14 protein-coding genes are annotated in these 13,915 nt (G+C 67.2%); 6 read left to right on the top strand and 8 right to left on the bottom strand.

Annotation, left to right across the window (positions count from 1 at the left end):
* Positions 1-11: 11 nt before the first annotated feature.
* Both cysW and AC0J42_RS30115 read left to right on the top strand, forming a co-directional pair.
* Entirely contained in the window at positions 12-881 is an 870-nt protein-coding gene (gene cysW, locus AC0J42_RS30120) for a sulfate ABC transporter permease subunit CysW (protein ID WP_473004903.1), read from the top strand.
* 3 nt (positions 882-884) lie between these two features.
* On the top strand, positions 885-1,874 hold the full coding sequence (locus AC0J42_RS30115) for a sulfate/molybdate ABC transporter ATP-binding protein (RefSeq protein ID WP_416421558.1): 990 nt from the start codon (positions 885-887) through the stop codon (positions 1,872-1,874).
* A 60-nt stretch (positions 1,875-1,934) separates the two neighbouring features.
* On the opposite strand, the gene AC0J42_RS30110 is transcribed toward AC0J42_RS30115, so the two are convergent.
* On the bottom strand, positions 1,935-2,459 hold the full coding sequence (locus tag AC0J42_RS30110; RefSeq protein WP_473004902.1) for an Mpo1 family 2-hydroxy fatty acid dioxygenase: 525 nt from the start codon (positions 2,457-2,459) through the stop codon (positions 1,935-1,937).
* 91 nt (positions 2,460-2,550) lie between these two features.
* On the opposite strand from AC0J42_RS30110, the gene AC0J42_RS30105 reads away from it, so the two are divergent.
* On the top strand, positions 2,551-3,240 hold the full coding sequence (locus AC0J42_RS30105; RefSeq protein WP_473004901.1) for a Crp/Fnr family transcriptional regulator: 690 nt from the start codon (positions 2,551-2,553) through the stop codon (positions 3,238-3,240).
* Between the two features lie 101 nt (positions 3,241-3,341).
* Here AC0J42_RS30105 and uraH read toward each other — a convergent pair whose 3' ends face one another.
* Together uraH and AC0J42_RS30095 are read right to left on the bottom strand one after the other, a co-directional pair.
* A complete protein-coding gene (uraH, locus tag AC0J42_RS30100; protein WP_473004900.1) occupies positions 3,342-3,737 on the bottom strand; it encodes a hydroxyisourate hydrolase in 396 nt (131 codons plus the stop codon).
* 11 nt (positions 3,738-3,748) lie between these two features.
* Positions 3,749-4,216: a GlcG/HbpS family heme-binding protein gene (locus AC0J42_RS30095; protein WP_416421555.1), complete on the bottom strand. Its 468-nt coding sequence runs from the start codon at positions 4,214-4,216 to the stop codon at positions 3,749-3,751.
* Positions 4,217-4,351: 135 nt separating this feature from the next.
* Between AC0J42_RS30095 and AC0J42_RS30090 the strand changes: the two genes are divergently transcribed.
* Together AC0J42_RS30090 and AC0J42_RS30085 are read left to right on the top strand one after the other, a co-directional pair.
* Positions 4,352-5,026 carry a heavy metal response regulator transcription factor gene (locus AC0J42_RS30090; RefSeq protein ID WP_473004899.1) on the top strand — a complete coding sequence of 225 codons (675 nt, stop codon included), beginning with the start codon at positions 4,352-4,354 and terminating at the stop codon, positions 5,024-5,026.
* Complete coding sequence (locus AC0J42_RS30085; protein WP_473004898.1) at positions 5,019-6,443, top strand: heavy metal sensor histidine kinase; 1,425 nt, start codon at positions 5,019-5,021, stop codon at positions 6,441-6,443. The genes AC0J42_RS30090 and AC0J42_RS30085 overlap by 8 nt, the downstream gene beginning before the upstream one ends.
* On the opposite strand, the gene AC0J42_RS30080 is transcribed toward AC0J42_RS30085, so the two are convergent.
* Complete coding sequence (locus AC0J42_RS30080) at positions 6,391-7,395, bottom strand: AraC family transcriptional regulator (RefSeq protein WP_416421552.1); 1,005 nt, start codon at positions 7,393-7,395, stop codon at positions 6,391-6,393. The two genes, AC0J42_RS30085 and AC0J42_RS30080, sit on opposite strands and share 53 nt — an antisense overlap.
* Positions 7,396-7,495: 100 nt before the next feature.
* Here AC0J42_RS30080 and AC0J42_RS30075 point away from each other — a divergent pair, with 100 nt between their 5' ends.
* A complete protein-coding gene (locus tag AC0J42_RS30075) occupies positions 7,496-8,569 on the top strand; it encodes a fatty acid desaturase (RefSeq protein ID WP_473004897.1) in 1,074 nt (357 codons plus the stop codon).
* A 90-nt stretch (positions 8,570-8,659) separates the two neighbouring features.
* Here AC0J42_RS30075 and AC0J42_RS30070 read toward each other — a convergent pair whose 3' ends face one another.
* From AC0J42_RS30070 to AC0J42_RS30055, 4 genes are all read right to left on the bottom strand, one after another.
* Complete coding sequence (locus tag AC0J42_RS30070) at positions 8,660-10,270, bottom strand: arylsulfatase (RefSeq protein ID WP_473004896.1); 1,611 nt, start codon at positions 10,268-10,270, stop codon at positions 8,660-8,662.
* Positions 10,271-10,286: 16 nt separating this feature from the next.
* Complete coding sequence (locus tag AC0J42_RS30065) at positions 10,287-11,102, bottom strand: ABC transporter ATP-binding protein (RefSeq protein ID WP_416427498.1); 816 nt, start codon at positions 11,100-11,102, stop codon at positions 10,287-10,289.
* Between the two features lie 5 nt (positions 11,103-11,107).
* Positions 11,108-12,706, bottom strand: a complete 1,599-nt coding sequence (locus AC0J42_RS30060) for an ABC transporter permease (protein ID WP_473004895.1) — start codon at positions 12,704-12,706, stop codon at positions 11,108-11,110.
* A 180-nt stretch (positions 12,707-12,886) separates the two neighbouring features.
* Positions 12,887-13,807, bottom strand: coding sequence for a LysR family transcriptional regulator (locus AC0J42_RS30055; RefSeq protein ID WP_416421548.1), 921 nt, complete (start codon positions 13,805-13,807; stop codon positions 12,887-12,889).
* Positions 13,808-13,915 lie beyond the last annotated feature (108 nt).

Below are 13,915 nucleotides of genomic sequence, written 5' to 3'. Positions count from 1 at the left end.
AGGCGCTGAAAATGTCTGCATCTTCCATTGCTGCTACCAGCGCCAACGCCGCCCGCCGGGGCAGCGCACTGTCGCGCACGGTGCTGATCGGCCTGGGCTGGCTGGTGTTCGCGGTGTTCCTGCTGTTGCCGCTGTTCATCGTCGTGTCCCAGGGCCTGAGCAAGGGCGTGGGCGAGTTCTTCACCGCCATCCTTGAGCCCGACGCGCTGTCGGCGCTGAAGCTGACGATGATCGCCGTGGTGATCTCGGTGCCGCTCAACGTGGTGTTCGGCGTCAGCGCCGCCTGGTGCGTGAGCAAATACTCGTTCCGTGGCAAGGCCATCCTGGTAACGCTGATCGACCTGCCGTTCTCGGTGTCGCCGGTGATCGCCGGCCTGGTCTACGTGCTGATGTTCGGCGCCCAGGGCCTGTTTGGCCCGTGGTTGGCCGACCATGACATCCAGATCGTCTTCGCCCTGCCGGGCATTGTGTTGGCGACCATCTTCGTCACCGTGCCGTTCGTCGCCCGTGAGCTGATCCCGCTGATGCAGGAGCAGGGCACCCAGGAAGAAGAGGCCGCGCGCCTGCTGGGCGCCAACGGCTGGCAGATGTTCTGGCATGTCACCGTGCCGAACATCAAGTGGGGGCTGATCTACGGCGTGGTGCTGTGCACCGCGCGGGCCATGGGCGAGTTCGGCGCGGTGTCGGTGGTGTCCGGGCACATCCGCGGCGTCACCAACACCTTGCCGCTGCACGTCGAGATCCTCTACAACGAATACAACCACGTCGCCGCCTTCGCGGTCGCGAGCCTTCTGCTGGTCATGGCGCTCTTCATCCTGCTGCTCAAGCAGTGGAGCGAGAACCGTATTAACCGCCTGCGCCACAGCGCAGCGGAGGAATAATTCATGTCGATCGAAGTTCGTAATGTCAGCAAGCGCTTCAACGCCTTCCAGGCCCTGAACTCCATCAATCTGGACATCCAGAGTGGCGAGCTGGTGGCCCTGCTGGGCCCGTCGGGCTGCGGCAAGACCACCTTGCTGCGGATCATCGCCGGCCTGGAAACGCCGGACGATGGCAGCATCGTCTTCCATGGCGAGGACGTGTCGGGCACCGACGTGCGCAACCGCAACGTCGGTTTCGTGTTCCAGCACTACGCGCTGTTCCGCCACATGACCGTGTTCGACAACGTCGCCTTCGGCCTGCGCATGAAGCCCAAGGGCGAGCGCCCCAACGAGACGCGCATCGCCGAGAAGGTCCACGAGTTGCTGAACATGGTGCAGCTGGACTGGCTGGCCGACCGCTACCCCGAGCAGTTGTCCGGCGGCCAGCGCCAGCGTATCGCCCTGGCCCGCGCCCTGGCGGTGGAGCCCAAGGTGCTGCTGCTGGACGAGCCGTTCGGCGCCCTCGACGCCAAGGTGCGCAAGGAGCTGCGCCGCTGGCTGGCGCGCCTGCATGAAGATATCAACCTGACCTCGGTGTTCGTCACCCACGACCAGGAAGAAGCCATGGAGGTGGCCGACCGCATCGTGGTGATGAACAAGGGCGTGATCGAGCAGATCGGCTCGCCGGGCCAGGTGTACGAAAACCCGGCCAGCGATTTCGTCTACCACTTCCTCGGTGATTCCAACCGCCTGCACCTGGGCGAGGACAACCACGTGCTGTTCCGCCCGCACGAGGTGTCGCTGTCACGCTCCGAGGTGGAAGGCCACCACGCCGCCGAAGTGCGCGACATACGCCCGCTGGGCGCCACCACCCGGGTGACCCTCAAGGTGGAAGGCCAGCCAGACCTGATCGAGGCCGAAGTGGTGAAGGACCACGACAGCCTGACCGGCCTGGCCAAGGGCGAGACACTGTTCTTCAAGCCCAAGGTCTGGCAGAAGGTTGCCGCCATCTAGACGCGCAACCCGTAGCCGCTGCCGCCAGGCTGCGCTGGCCTTCACCTACACTGGATATCTTCAGTGCAGCACAGGGCCAGCGCAGCCTTCGGCAGCGGCTACGGTGGTTTCGATCTGCAGTTGGAGGTCGGTACGCAGCCCCAGCAGGAACCCGGCCTCCGCCACTACAAACAACGGCCCCACGATCAACCCCGCCACGTCATCCACGAACGCCAGTTTGCGCCCCTCCCAATAGTGGCCGACGAACTGAATCGCCCAGCCCACCACGAACAACCCCAGCCCCGCACTCAGCCACACCAGAGTGGCCTGCACCGCCAGCGCTTGCCCGACCCACAGGCATAGCCCCAGCAGCACCGTCATCAGCGCGCCGAAGCGCTTGTCCAGGCGCAGGTAGAACCACGCCGAGGCCAGCGCCACGAACAGCGCCGGGCTCACCCACAGGCCGGCCAGCCAGCCGCCGGGCCGCGACAGCAGCACCGTCACGGCGACGACAATCATGGGGATGCCGACGAAATGGCTGGCGATATTGCGCGGGTCGCGGTGGTAGGCCGCGTATTGGCTCAGGTGCTGCACGAGGTTTTTCATTGTTGTGCCCTCAGGGTGGGTGATGATTGATCATGCCCGTTCGCTGGCCCATGCTCTGTCGGCTAGCCGACAAACCTGTACGAGAGGCTTCATGAACGACGTCACCGCCTGGCGCCCGCGCCTGCTCACCGGGCACTGGTTCGCGCATTTGCCACCCACGCTTCAGGATAGTGTGCTGGCGGCCGCGCGGGTGCGCCGCTTGCCGGCAGGGGCTTGCCTGTTCCAGCGCGGTGATGCGCCGTGTGGCCTGTATGCGGTAGTGGAGGGCGCCATGCGCATCGGTGCGGTGAACGCCCAGGGCAAGGAGGCGCTGCTGGCGCTGGTGGAGGCGCCGCAGTGGTTCGGCGAAATTGCCCTGTTCGACGGCCAGCCGCGTACCCACGATGCCTATGCCGACGAGCCCTGCACCCTGGTGTGGGTGCCCCAGGCCGCGCTGCTGGCGCTGTTGGCGGCCACGCCCGAGTACTGGCGGGAATTTGCCTTGCTGATGAGCCAGAAGCTGCGCCTGGCCTTTGTCATGCTCGAACAGCAGAGCCTGCTGGCCGCCGCCCCGCGCCTGGCACACCGGCTGCTGCTGATCGCCCAGGGCTACGGCGAAGTGGACGGCGCCCGGCGGGTGATTCGCCTGGGGCAGGAACAGCTGGCGATGATGCTGTCGCTGTCGCGGCAGACCACCAACCAGATCCTCAAGGACCTGGAACACCAGGGCGTGCTCAGGCTCGCCTACGGCGAAATCGAAATCCTCAACCTCAATGCCCTCAAGCACGCCGCAACCGTGTAGCAGCTGCCGAAGGCGGCGTCGGGCCCACGCGGACCATCAGCTACACTGCGGTGCCTGTGACGCGGCCTGGCGGCCGCTGCTACAGAGGGTAGGGGTGCTTTTTACGAACCGCGGTAGGTGCTGAAGCCGTACGGGCTCAGCAGCAGCGGAATGTGGTAATGCTGATCCGTCTGCTTCACCTGGAAGATCACCGGTATCTCCGGGAAGAACGTTTCATGCCCGGTGCGCTTGTAGTAATCGCCGGTCTTGAACACCACCCGGTATTCACCCTGCACGAAGGTGTGGTCCGCCGGGAACAGCTCGGCAATGCGCCCCTGCTCGTTGGTGGTGCCGTGGGCCAGCATCTGCCAGTCCTTGCCCACGTGCTGCTCCAGGGTCACTTCCACGCCCGGCGACGGCACGCCGTTCTCCAGGTTCAACACGTGCACGCTCAGCGGGTTGGCCGCCATGGCCAGGCTCGACAGTGTGCTCAGGCCCAGGGCCAGCATCAGTTTCATCGGTAGCTCCTTCAAGGGTGAATGGCCAGGCCCAGGGCGCTGGCGGCTGTGGTTGCGCATTGTTCGTCCTGCTCGGCGCCGCCGGCCCCGGCCACGCCCAGGGCGCCCACCAGTTCGCGGCCTTCGAACAGCGGGATGCCGCCGCCCAGCAGCAACAGCTCGCCCAGGGTGTTGAGGTTGGCGGCCTCGGGGTTGTTGCGGGCGCGCTCGGCGAACAGGCGGGTAGGGGTCTTGGTCGACAGCGCGGTGTAAGCCTTGCGCCGCGCCGCATCGGCGTTGTGCGGGCCGACGCCGTCGGCGCGCTGGGCCAGGATCGGGTTGCCACCGCGGTCCAGCACGGCGATGGCGGCGTGGCAGGGCGCGGCGTCCACCAGCCGGCGGGCGTTGGCCAGGTCCAGCTCGGGGTGTTGCGGCAGGGCGGCCTGGGCCTGCAGGGAGGCCAGGGTGGCCAGGCTGAACAGCAAGGGTTTGAGCGGCATGGGACGGCTCCGTAATCAGGTGCCGGCAGGCTACTGGGCGCATGCCCACAGAACCCCGTCAGCCTGATTACAACTTTGTAATGGGCAAGCGCCGCCAACCGGCCTAGCCTATGGCCAGCGCAAACGAGGTGTACGATGCATTTGCTGGTGGTGGAAGACGAAGCCAAGACCGCACGGTTCCTGGCCAAGGGCCTGGGTGAGTCCGGGTTCAGCGTGGACGTGGCGCTCAATGGCCTGGACGGGCGGCACTTCATCGAGGAACAGGCCTACGACCTGATCATCCTCGACGTCATGCTGCCCGGGCTCAATGGCTGGCAGCTGCTCAAGCTGATTCGCCAGCGCGGCGACACCCCGGTGCTGTTCCTCACCGCCAAGGACGCCATCGAGGACCGGGTGCGCGGCCTGGAACTGGGCGCCGATGACTACCTGGTGAAGCCGTTCGCCTTCGTCGAGCTGCTGGCGCGGGTGCGCACGCTGCTGCGCCGCGGGCCTACGCGCGAGGTCGAGCACTACCGCATCGCCGACCTGGAACTGGACGTGCTGCGCCGTCGGGTCAGCCGCGCCGGCCAGCGCATTGCCCTGACCAACAAGGAGTTCGCCCTGCTGCAGCTGCTGGCCAGCCGCCGTGGCGAGGTGCTGTCGCGCACGCTGATCGCCTCGCAGGTGTGGAACCTCAACTTCGACAGCGACACCAACATGGTCGAAGTGGCCGTGCGCCGCCTGCGGGCGAAAATCGACGACCCCTTCATGCCCAAGCTGATCCACACCGTGCGTGGCGTCGGCTACCAGCTGGACGGCCCCGATGAGTGAGCCGGCCCGCGGCCCGTCGCTGGCCTGGCGCCTGGCCCTGGCGTTCGCGGCGGTGTGCGCGCTGGTGCTGGGCGTGGCCGGAGTGTTCCTGTACCGCAGCCTGGAAGCAGAACTGATCTACCGCGACGACCAGGCCTTGCTGGGCCGCCTGGAGCAGGTGCGCGCCTTGCTGCACGACAGCGACAGCCTCGACGCCCTGCAACAGCGCCCCCGGCTCTACCAGAACATGCTCGGCAACCAGGAAAGCCTGTTGCTGGTGAACCGCGCCGATGGCACCCCGGTCATCGCCATCAACCCGCGCGGGCAGCAGGTGCCCCAGGTAGCGCCGATCCCCGAGCAACGCAGCCCGCAGCCTGCCGATATTCACGACTGGCGTGCGCCTGGCGCTACGCCTTTGCTGCTGTTGGCCGGCCAGGCCCAGGGGCCGCGGGGCGAAGCGCTGACCGTGGTGGTGGGCAAGCAGTTGGCTGAGCGCGAAGCGATGCTGGCCAGCTACCGCCTGCGGGTGTACCTGGCGGCTGGGGCCGGCGCGTTGCTGGCGTTCGCCGTGGGCCTGCTGCTGTTGCGCCGGGCCTTGCGGCCGTTGCGGCAGATGGCCCGCACCGTGGCGCAGATCGACCTGCGCAGCCTCGACCGGCGCCTGCAGTGGCGCACCATTCCCGAGGAACTGCACGAGCCGGTGCAGGCCCTCAACGGCATGCTCGCGCGCCTGGACGACAGCTTCGGGCGCCTGTGGCAGTTCTCTGCCGACCTGGCCCACGAGATTCGCACGCCCCTGCATAACCTGCTGGGCAGCAACGGCCTGGCCCTCAGCCAGCCGCGCAGCAGCGATGAATACCAGGAGCTGCTGGCCTCCAACGTGGAAGAGTTCGAGCGCCTCAACCGCATGGTCGAGAACCTGCTGTTCCTGGCCCGCGCCGACCATGGCCAGCGCTTGCTCAACCGGGAGGCGGTGGACTTGCATGAGCTGGGCGAAGACCTGTGCGCCTACTTCGAGGCGCTGGCCGACGACCGCCAGCTGCGCCTGGACAACCAGCTGCATGGCTGCCTGGACGCCGACCTGCAGCTGCTGCAGCGGGCCCTGGGCAACCTGCTCGCCAATGCCGTGCGCCACGCCACGCCTGGCAGCACGGTGGTCCTGGCGCGGGCCGATGCGCAACTGACCGTCAGCAACCAGGGTGAGCCCATCGCCCCGCAGCACCTGGGCCGGCTGTTCGACCGCTTCTACCGGGTAGATGCCTCACGGGCCGAACCGGGGGACTCCGGCGGCCTGGGCCTGGCCATCGTGCAGTCGATCATGCAGCTGCATGGCGGCCAGGTGACGGTCAGCAGTGACGCGCAGGCCACGGTGTTCAGCCTGGCGTTCACACCATCCGATCGCGGAACTGCCCCGGCGACAGCCCCGTCCAGCGCTTGAAGGCGCGGTTGAAGCTGCTGGCGTCGGCGAAACCCAGGCGGAAACCGATCTCTGTCAGGGTCACCTCGGCATCGCGCAGGTAGGCCAGCGCCAGGTTCTGCCGGCACTGGTCCAGCAGCGCGTCGTAGCGGCAGCCTTCGTCGGCCAGGTGGCGCTGCAGGCTGCGCAGGCTCAGGTGCATGGACTCGGCGATCTGGTCGGCCGAGGGCACGCCGTTGGGCAGGTGGTGCTCGATGGCATTGCGCACCCGGCGCTCCCAGGTCAGCGGGTGCAGCAGCTCCAGGGTGCGGTTGAGCACCGCTTCGTTGTGTTCGGCCAGCTCGGGGTTGGCGTCGTCCAGGTGGCATTCGAAGTCCACGCAGGCGAATTCCAGCCAGTTGTGCGGTGCGTTGAAGTGCACCGGGGCGCGGAACACCGTGTGCCAGGGCGTCGGGTCGGCCGGGGGCGGGCGCGTTAGCCACACCCCCAGCGGCGCGTAGTCGCGGCCCAGGCGGTTGCGGCAGGTGCGCACGTAGATGGCGGCGAAGGCGTCCATGGCCTCGGGCGCCGGGGGCGGGCTGCCCTCGGGCACCTCAAGGCGGAATACGTACCGGCCGTTTTCCCGGCTCAGGTGCGGCACCACGGCGTCGCTGACCACCTGGTGGTAGCGCACGATGCGCTCGAACACCTCGCGCAGGTTCTCGCTGGCCACCAGCGCATAGCCCAGGGCATGGAAGGTGGTGGGGCTGACGTAGCGCGACACGCGCAGGCCGATGGCCGGGTCGCCGCTGGCCTGCACCGCCAGTTGCCACAGGCGCGTGGTGGCCGACAGCGGGTAGCGGGCCTTGGGGTCGTCCATGTGCTGCAGGTCGAGGCCGGCCTTCTCGCACAGCGTGGCGCTGTCGAGGCCCAGTGCGTCCAGTTGCTTGCGCAAGGCGCGGGTCCAGCTGGCAAGCGTGGTCGGTTCAGTCATGACGAATGGCGCCTGGGGTCAACAGGTTGGCGTCCATGGCTAGCGTTCCTTGGCTGATTCTGAGTCAGAGTCGTTCCATCCATAACAAGAGGATGGAAGCATGGACCGCACTTGTGCAAGCCCCGACAGACTGAATGCACAGCAACGCAGCGCCCATATTCGCCAGGTGGTGATGGCCAAGGGTGACGAATTGCGCCGCCGCTACCCGATACTCAAGCACCAGGACGCCATCGGCGCCAGCATCCTGGCCTTCTCCCTGGCTGGCATGATCGGCAGTGCGGCGCTCTACATCGAGGGTTACACGGCCTGGTGGGCGTGCCTGCTGCTGAACGCCTTCTTCGCTTCGCTGACCCACGAGCTGGAACATGACCTGATCCACAGCATGTATTTCCGCAAGCAGCGGGTGCCGCACAATTTGATGCTGGCGCTGGTGTGGCTGGCGCGGCCGAGCACCATCAACCCGTGGATCCGCCGCCACCTGCACCTCAACCATCACAAGGTCTCGGGCACCGAGACCGACATGGAAGAGCGCGCGATCACCAACGGCGAGCCCTGGGGCATCGTCCGCCTGCTGATGGTGGGCGACAACGTGATGTCGTCGTTGATCCGCATGCTGCGGGCCAAGACCTGGGCGCACAAGTGGAGCATCCTCAAGCGCACCCTGCGGGTTTATGCACCGCTGGCGCTGCTGAACTGGGGCACCTGGTACGTGTTCCTCGGCTTCCATGCCGCCAACGGCGTGGCCTGGCTGCTGGGCGCGCCCATTGATTGGTCGGCGGGCACGCTGGCGGCCATGCAGGTGGTGAACGTGGCTGTCGTGGTGATTGTCGGTCCCAACGTGCTGCGCACCTTCTGCCTGCACTTCATCAGCTCGAACATGCATTACTACGGCGACGTGGAGCTGGGCAACGTGATGCAGCAGACCCAGGTGCTCAACGCCTGGTGGCTGTGGCCGCTGCACGCGTTCTGCTTCAACTTCGGCAGCACCCACGGCATCCACCACTTCGTGGTGAAGGAACCCTTCTACATTCGGCAGATGACGGCGGGGGTGGCGCACAAGGTGATGGCGGAGATGGGCGTGCGCTTCAATGATTTCGGCACGTTCACGCGGGCAAACCGCTATACGCCGGTGGCGGATGAAGCCACCGCCCCGGTAGCCCAAGCCAACCCGTAGCAGCGGCCGCAGGCCGCGTCCGCAACCGCCGCGTTGCATCGGGAGATGCGCGGTGCCTGCGGACGCCGCCTGCGGCAGCTGCTACGGGGGTTAGTCGGGCTGGAAGGGGGATTTGCTGAGGATTACCCCGGTTTCTTCCACGTATTTCTGCCACTCGCCGATCAACGCTGCCAACTTCTGCGGGTGGCTGGCTGCCAGGTCGTGCACCTCGCCGCGGTCGCGGCTCAGGTCGTACAGCTGCCAGGTGGCCGGGCCCACGGGGCCGGGGATCCACACCGCTTTCCAGTCGCCCTGGCGGATGGCGCGCTGGCCGAACAGCTCCCAGCCGGTCACGGTCTTGTCGTCGTGCACGCTGGCGGTCTCGCCCGACAGGTAGCCCAGCCACGAACGCCCGCGCACCGGTGCCACCTCCTTGCCGCGCCAGCGCGTGCCCGGGTGGCGCACGCCGGCCAGGTCGAGGATGGTCGGGGTCACGTCCATCACCGTGCCGAAGCCATGGCCGATCTGCTGCTGCCGTGCCAGCGGCGGGTAGTGGATCAGCGCCGGCACGCGAATGCCGCCCTCGGTGGTGAACGCCTTGAACAGCCGCGACGGCGCGGTGGCCGCCTGGGCCCAGCCAGGGCCATACCAAACGTAGGAGTTGGCGCGGCCAATGTTGTCCAGGCTGTTGTCGTAGTGGGCGTCCAGGTAGCTGAGCAGCTCGGGGCCGAACTTGGGGAAGGCTTCCAGCAGCGCGCCCTCGGCACCGTTGTCGGACATGAACAGGATAAAGGTGTTGTCCAGCTGGCCCTGCTGGCGCAGGTAGTCCACCACCCGGCCGATGTTCCAGTCCATGCGTTCGACCATGGCGGCGTACACCTCCATGGCCCGCGCCGAGGCCTGGCGCTGGCTGTCGTCGAGCTTGCTCCACTCGGCATTGAGTTCCAGCAGCGGGTGCGCCTCGGTGGCTTCGTCGATCAGCCCCAGCTCGCGCAGCCTGGCCAGGCGCTCCTGGCGCAGGGCGTGGGGCCCGGCGTCGTAGCGGCCCTTGTACTTGGCGACGATATCGGCCGGCGCCTGCAGCGGCCAGTGCGGCGCGGAGAAGGGCAGGTAGGCGAAGAACGGCCGGCTCTGGTCGCGCTCCTTCAGGTACTGCAGCAGCTTGTCGCCGAAGGCGTCCGAGGAATAGAAGTCCTTGGGCAACTCATCCAGAAAGGTGTCGTCCTCGATGTACAGCGCCGGGGTGGAACGCAGCAGGCCCGGGGTGCTGTCGTCGTAGGTGGGCTCGAAGCCGTAGTGGTTGGCCGCGCCCGGCAGCAGCGAGAACGACCGCTCGAAGCCGCGCGCATGGGGCGCCAGCTCGGCTGTCAGGCCCAGGTGCCATTTGCCGCTCATCAGGGTCTGGTAGCCGGCCTCGCGCAGCAGCTCCGGCAGGGCCACCACGCGGTCGTTCAAGTAACCCTCGTAGCCCGGCTTGCCGATCAGCTCGGGCGTCAGCGCCTCGGCCATGGTGCCGATGCCGGCGATGTGGTGGTCAGTGCCGGTCAGCAGCATGGAGCGGGTCGGCGAGCAGGTGGGCGCGGTATGGAAGTCGGTCAGCCGCAGGCCGGCCAACGCCAGCTGGTCCAGGTGCGGGGTGGCGATCTCGCTGCCAAAGGCGCCGATGTCGGAAAAGCCGAGGTCGTCGGCCAGGATCACGAGGAAATTGGGACGTTGGGGCATCGTGCGGTTCCTTTGCTCAGCAGGCGATGAAAGCCGGCGGCAGATCGCGGATCTGCACCGGGTTGGGCGCGACGTAGTGGTCGTCGCTGGTCAGTTCGTGCAGCAGCTCTTCGCGCAGCTGGTGGAATTCGAAGCTGCTGCGCTGGCGCGGGTGCGGCAGGTCGATCTCGACCACGCGCTTGATGCGGCCCGGGCGCGGTTCCATCACCACCACGCGGTCGGCGAGGAAAATCGCTTCCTCGACGTCGTGGGTGACCAGCACCGTAGTGATGCGCGCCCGCTCGCGGATGGCCAGCAGCTCGTCCTGCATCTGCTGGCGGGTCAGGGCATCGAGGGCGCCGAACGGCTCGTCCAGCAGCAGGATCCGTGGGCTGGCCACCAGGCCGCGGGCGATGGCCACGCGCTGGGCCATGCCGCCCGAGAGCTGGTGAGGGTAGGCGCGGGTGAAGTCCTTGAGGCCCACCAGGTTGACGAAGTCCTGCACGCGGCGCTGGCGCTGCTCGTTGCTCAGCGCCTCGTTGACCAGGCCCAGGCCGATGTTTTCTTCCACGGTGAGCCAGGGGAACAGCCGGTGTTCCTGGAAGACGATGCCGCGCTCGCTGCCGATGCCGGTCACGGGCTTGCCGTCGACCTGGATCTCGCCGCGAAAATCGGTGTCCAGGCCGATCAGCAGGCGCAGCAGGGTGGACTTGCCACAGCCGCTGGAACCGACGATGGCGACGAATTCACCCTCGGCGATCTGCAGGTTGAACTCGCGGATGGCTTCCAGGGTGCCGCCGTCCACGTCGAACTGCTTGCCGACGTGGTTGAAGCTGACGATGGGGTGGGTCAGTGCGTTCATGCGTGTCTCCAGCGCGTGGCGCGCGCTTCGATGCGTTGCCCGAGGGCGTTGAGCAGGGCGCCGGTGATGCCGACCAGGAGCATGCCGCTCATGATCAGGTCCATGCGCATCAGCTGTTGGGCGCCGAGCATCAGGCTGGCGATGCCGCCGTTGGACGGCATGAAGTATTCGGCGCCGATGGTGCCCAGCCAGGCGTAGATCAGGCTCAGGCGCAGGCCGGCGAAGATGCCCGGCGCGGCACCCGGCAGGACCAGCCGGCGCAGGCGTTGCCACAGGCTCAGGCGCAGCACCTGGGCGGCCTCGGCCAGCTGTGGCGACAGGCTGGCGACGCTGCGGTGGGTGGCAATGAACAGCGGGAAGAACGCCGCCAGGGCCACGAATACCCATTTGGCCGGCTCGCCCAGGCCGAACCAGGCGGTGATCAGTGGCACCCAGGCGAAGATGGCGATCTGGCGCAGGGCGCCCAGGCTGGGGCCCAGCACCCGCTCGGCAGGTTTCGACAGGCCCAGCAGCAGCCCCAAGGCAAAACCCAGCCCGCCGCCCAGCACCAGGCCGGCCAGGGTGCGGCCCAGGCTGAGGCCCATGGCGGTCAGCAGCGAGCCGTCGGCCAGGCCCGCCCAGGTGGTGTGCAGCACCGCCAGCGGCGCGGCCAGAATGTTGGCGTCCACCCAGGCCAGCTGGCTCGCCAGCTGCCACAGCACCAGCAGCGCGGCGGGCAGCAGCCACGGCACCAGGCGGTCCAGGCCCTGGCTGTGGGTGGTACGCGGCAGCGCCGCGGTGGCCGCATGGGGCCAGTGCACCAGCTTGCGGTCGGCCAGGGCGATGCCCTTGTCCATGACCACGCCAATGACGCCGATCACCACCACGCAGACGAAGACGATATCGAGCATGAACAGCTGCCGCGCCCACACCATCAGGTAGCCGATGCCTTCGCTGGAAGCCAGCAGCTCCACCGCCAGCAGCGACGACCAGCCAGCGCCCAGGGCCAGGCGCACGCCGGCCATGAACGAGGGCAGGGCGGCCGGCAGTACCAGCCGGCGCACCAGCAGGCGCGGCGGCAGGCGGAGCACGGCGGCGGCCTCGCGCAGCCGCGGTTGCGCATCGCGCACGCCCACCAGGGTATGCAGGGTCACCGGCACGACGATGGCCTTGATCAGCACCACCAGCTTGAGCAGTTCGCCGATGCCGAAGAACACCATGAACAGCGGAATCCAGGCCAGGGTCGGGATCTGCGCCAGGGCGGTGAAGGTCGGCAGCACCAGGCGCTCGGCACGGCGGCTGGCGCCCATCCAGGCACCCAGCAGCGCACCGCCGAGGATGCCGGCCAGCAGGCCCCAGCACAGCCGTTGCAGGCTGATCCACAGGTTGGCCGGCAGGTCGTTGCCGGCCAGGTCCAGCGCGCTCTGCCACACCAGCGAGGGCGCGGGCAGAATCTGCTCGCTCATCCAGTGGTTGCGCGCGGCCAGCCACCACAACACGAACAGGGCGGCGGGCAGCAGCAGGGGTTGCAGGCGTTGGCCCAGGCCAGGGCCGGTGCGCCGGCGGGCGGCGGGGGGCGTTGCCAGGGGCACACTGAGAAGCGATTCGCGGGCCATGTCAGACCTCCGTTGTCGGCTACTGCGTAGGGCTATTTGCTTATTCTTATCCGATATATAAAAACTTTTTAATGATAGATATGGAGATAAGAGGTGCCATTTAAGGCCCAAGCGCGAAAGGCATCCAATGCATTCGGGGAATATTTCCAATGCGCCAGATGCATGGGCTGTGGGCTACGTTCAACCCGCCTTGGCGGCAGGCTGCGCATCGATTGCCATGATGGTGTCGATCATCGCCCGCGCCGCCGGCGACAGGCGGAAACCCATGCGGCTGACGATGCCGCAACGCGCGCTTAGGCTTTCGAGGTTCTGCGGCAGGTTGCGCCAGTGCAGCCGCACCAGCTCGCCCTCCAGGTTGTCCTCGTCGAAGCCTTCCTCCGAGCACAGGCCGATGGCGTCGGAATTGAGCACGATCTTCATCAGCGTCGGCATGTGCTCGGTCTGGATATGCGGGCTGAAGTCGGTCTTGCCGCTCAGGTTCGCCAGCAGCTTGCGCACCCCCGGCGGGATCAGCGTGGCGGCCAGTGGGTAGTCGAACATGTCGTTGGTGGACAGGCTCTCCTTGTTCACCAGCGGGTGCCCGCGCCGGCAGAAGAACGCGCCACGCTTGGGCGTCAGCGGCTGGGTCTGGAAGTTGGGGTCGGCCTCGAAGTGGCGGATGTCGGCGATGAAGAACTCGATTTCCTCGCGGCTCAGGGCGCGGCTCAGCTTCTCCCAGTTGTTCACCTCGAAGCAGGTGCGCACCTTGGGGTGGGCGCGCACGAACGCCGATATCGCGTCCGGCACCAGGCGCACGGCAGGCGCCGGGCCGCAGCCGAAGCGCAGTTCGCCGGCGTCGAGCTTGGTCATCTGCGTTACTTCGCTGGCCAGCAGCGCGGCGCCCTGCACCAGGCTCAGGGCGTGCTGCAGCACCACCTGGCCTTCCGGGGTGGGGCGCAGGTCCTTGTTGCCGCGGTCCACCAGCACGCAGCCGAACTCCTGCTCCAGGCCCTGGATGCTGCGGCTGAACGCCGGCTGGGTGATGCCCATGGCATCGGCGGCACGGACAAAACTGCGGTGTTCGGTGAGGGCGATGAAGTACCGCAGCTGGCGCAGATCCATATGCATTCCCGGCATTTGAAAAATAGGTCGAAGGTATTGGTACAGCGGGTGGGTTGAGGTTTTAAATGCAAGCTCTTATTCCGTCAACGAAGCATTGGCGATTCATCT

It is taken from the genome of Pseudomonas sp. Tav-5-1A, from assembly GCF_055755055.1.
This window is presented reverse-complemented; position numbering and strand designations above follow the sequence as displayed.